This is a genomic window from Luteibacter sp. P4_D7_3, assembly GCF_056401735.1.
In genome coordinates, this window is the sequence record NZ_JBFUIT010000421.1 from 1 (window position 1) to 2,766 (window position 2,766).

Annotated in this window: 2 protein-coding genes; both read left to right on the top strand. The window is 64.2% G+C overall.

Features of this window, described 5'->3' with window-relative positions; all coding sequences use genetic code 11:
• Nucleotides 1-1,169 (top strand): PQQ-dependent sugar dehydrogenase (locus AC1DSN_RS20925; RefSeq protein WP_477332643.1); only part of this gene is annotated, 1,169 nt, incomplete at its 5' end.
• Nucleotides 1,170-1,282: 113 nt separating this feature from the next.
• Nucleotides 1,283-2,761, top strand: a complete 1,479-nt coding sequence (locus AC1DSN_RS20930) for a SulP family inorganic anion transporter (protein ID WP_477294542.1) — start codon at nt 1,283-1,285, stop codon at nt 2,759-2,761.
• Nucleotides 2,762-2,766 lie beyond the last annotated feature (5 nt).

Consider the following 2,766-nt stretch of genomic DNA (forward strand, 5'->3'; position numbering starts at 1 on the left):
CCCATGCACAGACCAATGCAGGCGATCAGAAACCCGATCCCGACCTTCCTTTCAACATCACGAAGGTGGCTAGCTTCGATCTGCCCTGGCGCATCGCGTTCCTGCCCGACGGCCGCATGCTGGTGACCGAGAAGGTCGGCCGGCTGCAACTGGTGACCCCGCAAGGCGCCAGGACCGAGATCAAGGGCGTGCCGGCCAGCTATGTCGAAGGTCAGAACGGCATGCTCGGCGTCTTCCTTTCGCCTCATTACGCCCGCGACCACAACGTTTACCTCACCTATGTCGCACCCGGTGACTACGGCGGTGGCCTGGCCATGGGCCGAGGTCAACTCGTACTGGATGGCGATCAGGCCCGCCTGGACAACTTCCAGGTGCTGTGGCGCCAGATGCCCACGGGCAAGGGTGGTCAGGCCGGCGCCCAGATCGCCTTTTCACCGGACGGCAAAACTCTCTTCCTCACCGTCGGCGACCGCCAGCGGTTCACGCCCGCCCAGGATCCCAATCAACCCGTCGGCAAAATCCTGCATCTGACGCTCGACGGCAAACCTGCGCCTGGCAATCCCTGGGCAGGAAAGGTCGGAACGCCCACCATCCCGCTGATCGATCCAGCGACCGATACCGAGGCCGCCAAGACGGCGCCGGTCGTCAGCACGTATACGTTCCCCGGACCCAACCTTACGCCGGCCGAGACCTGGTCCGTCGGCCACCGCACGCCGTATGGCCTCGCCTTCGGTCCGGACGGTCGACTGTGGGAACTCGAGCACGGCCCCAAGGGCGGCGACGAACTGAACCTGATCCAGCGCGGCAAGAACTATGGCTGGCCGCTGGTTTCGTATGGCATGAACTACAACGGCGTGCCCATTCCCTCCCCCGATACGCGGGCCGATCTCGTCAAGCCCGTGATCTATTGGGAGCCGGTGATGGCGCCGGGCAACCTCATGTTCTACAAGGGCAGCCTGTTCCCGCAATGGAAGGGCAGCGCCCTGCTCAGCGGCCTTGTCAGCCTGGGCATCATTCGCGTGACGTTCGACGGCAAGGGCGGCGCCACCGCGGTCCAGCGCTGGAGCCTTGGCAAACGCATCCGCGATATCGAAGAAGCGCCGGACGGCTCGCTGTGGGTACTTGAAGACGCCCAACCCGGTGGGCTGTATCGGCTCACGCCGAAGTAAGTCCACTCGACGGTCTACCTGCCCTCCCGCCTTGCCCGATGCGGTGCAGCATGGCAAGGTGTGCGGCTTCGTGGCGGCCTGAGCCTGTCTGCGTAAGCTGCACAGGAATTCGTATGTCTCCCTCCGCCCTCTCCGTCCGCCAGAACCTTCTGGCGGGTTTGACCACCGCGTTCGCGCTTGTGCCGGAGGCCATGGCCTTCGCGCTGGTCGCCCACCTCAATCCTTTGATGGGCCTTTACGGCGCGGCGATTATCGCGGCGCTCACGGCCGCTTTCGGTGGCCGACCGGGCATGATTTCCGGTGCGGCAGGCTCGATGGCAGTGGTGATCGTGGCCTTGGTCGTGCAGCACGGAAGCGAATATTTCCTGCTCACGGTGCTGCTCGGCGGCCTGATCCAGTTCCTGTTCGGCGTGTTACGGCTGGGCAAACTGGTGCGAATGATTCCGCATCCGGTCATGCTCGGTTTCGTAAACGGCCTTGCGATCGTGATCGCCGGTTCGCAGCTGGAACATCTGCACGCGCCTGGCGGCGGCTGGCTCAGCGGCAACGCGCTTTACCTGATGCTCGGCCTGGCGCTCGTGGCCATGCTGGTTGTGTATCTGCTGCCCCGGCTGACCCGGGTCGTGCCCTCCGCGCTGGCATCGATCGTGATCGTCAGCCTGATCGTGCATCTGTTCAACCTGCACACCCGCGCCGTCGGCGACATCGCCTCCATCAAGGGCGGCCTGCCCTTACTGCATTGGCCGCAGGTACCGTTGACGCTGGATACGCTGAAGATCGTGTTTCCCTATGCGCTGGTCATGGCCATGGTCGGTCTGCTGGAAACCCTGCTCACGCTCAACCTGGTGGATGAAATCACCGCCACCGAAGGCCAGCCCAATCGCGAGTGCATGGCACTGGGGGCGGCCAACGTGGTGTCCGGCCTGTTCGGCGGCATGGGCGGCTGCGCGATGATCGGCCAGACCATGATCAACCTCACCTCGGGCGGTCGCACGCGTCTGTCTGGCATCACGGCCGGCGTGCTCGTGATGTGCTTCGTGCTGTTCCTATCGCCGCTGATCGAACGTATCCCGCTGGCGGCGTTGCTTGGAGTCATGCTGGTGGTGGCACAGAAGACCTTCGCCTGGGGGAGTGTGCCGTTACTGCGCCGGCTGCCGCTGTCCGATGCGCTGACCATTGTCGCGGTCACCGTCATCACGGTGCTTGCCAATCTCGCGACCGCCGTGCTGTGTGGCGTCTTGATCTCGGCGATCGCCTTTGCCTGGAAGCATGCCGATCGCCTCAGCGTGAATCGCGAGGACCTACCGAACGGTGGCCGTCGCTATCTTCTGCGTGGCACGGTGTACTTCGCCGCCACGTCGCGCCTGATGGCCATGTTCGACGTGGAGAACGATCCGGTTTACGTCGAGCTGGATTGCTCCGGCGCGCATCTTGAAGACCACTCTGCCGTCGAAGCCATCGAGGCCTTGCGGCGTCGATACGCCCAGCAGGGCAAGCAGTTGCATGTCACGCGCCTGAATGATGCGTGCGAGGCCTTGCTGATGCGTGTGGGTGGTGCCGAGGCGTCATCGGGAACGGGCGGCCACGCGTAAAGGGG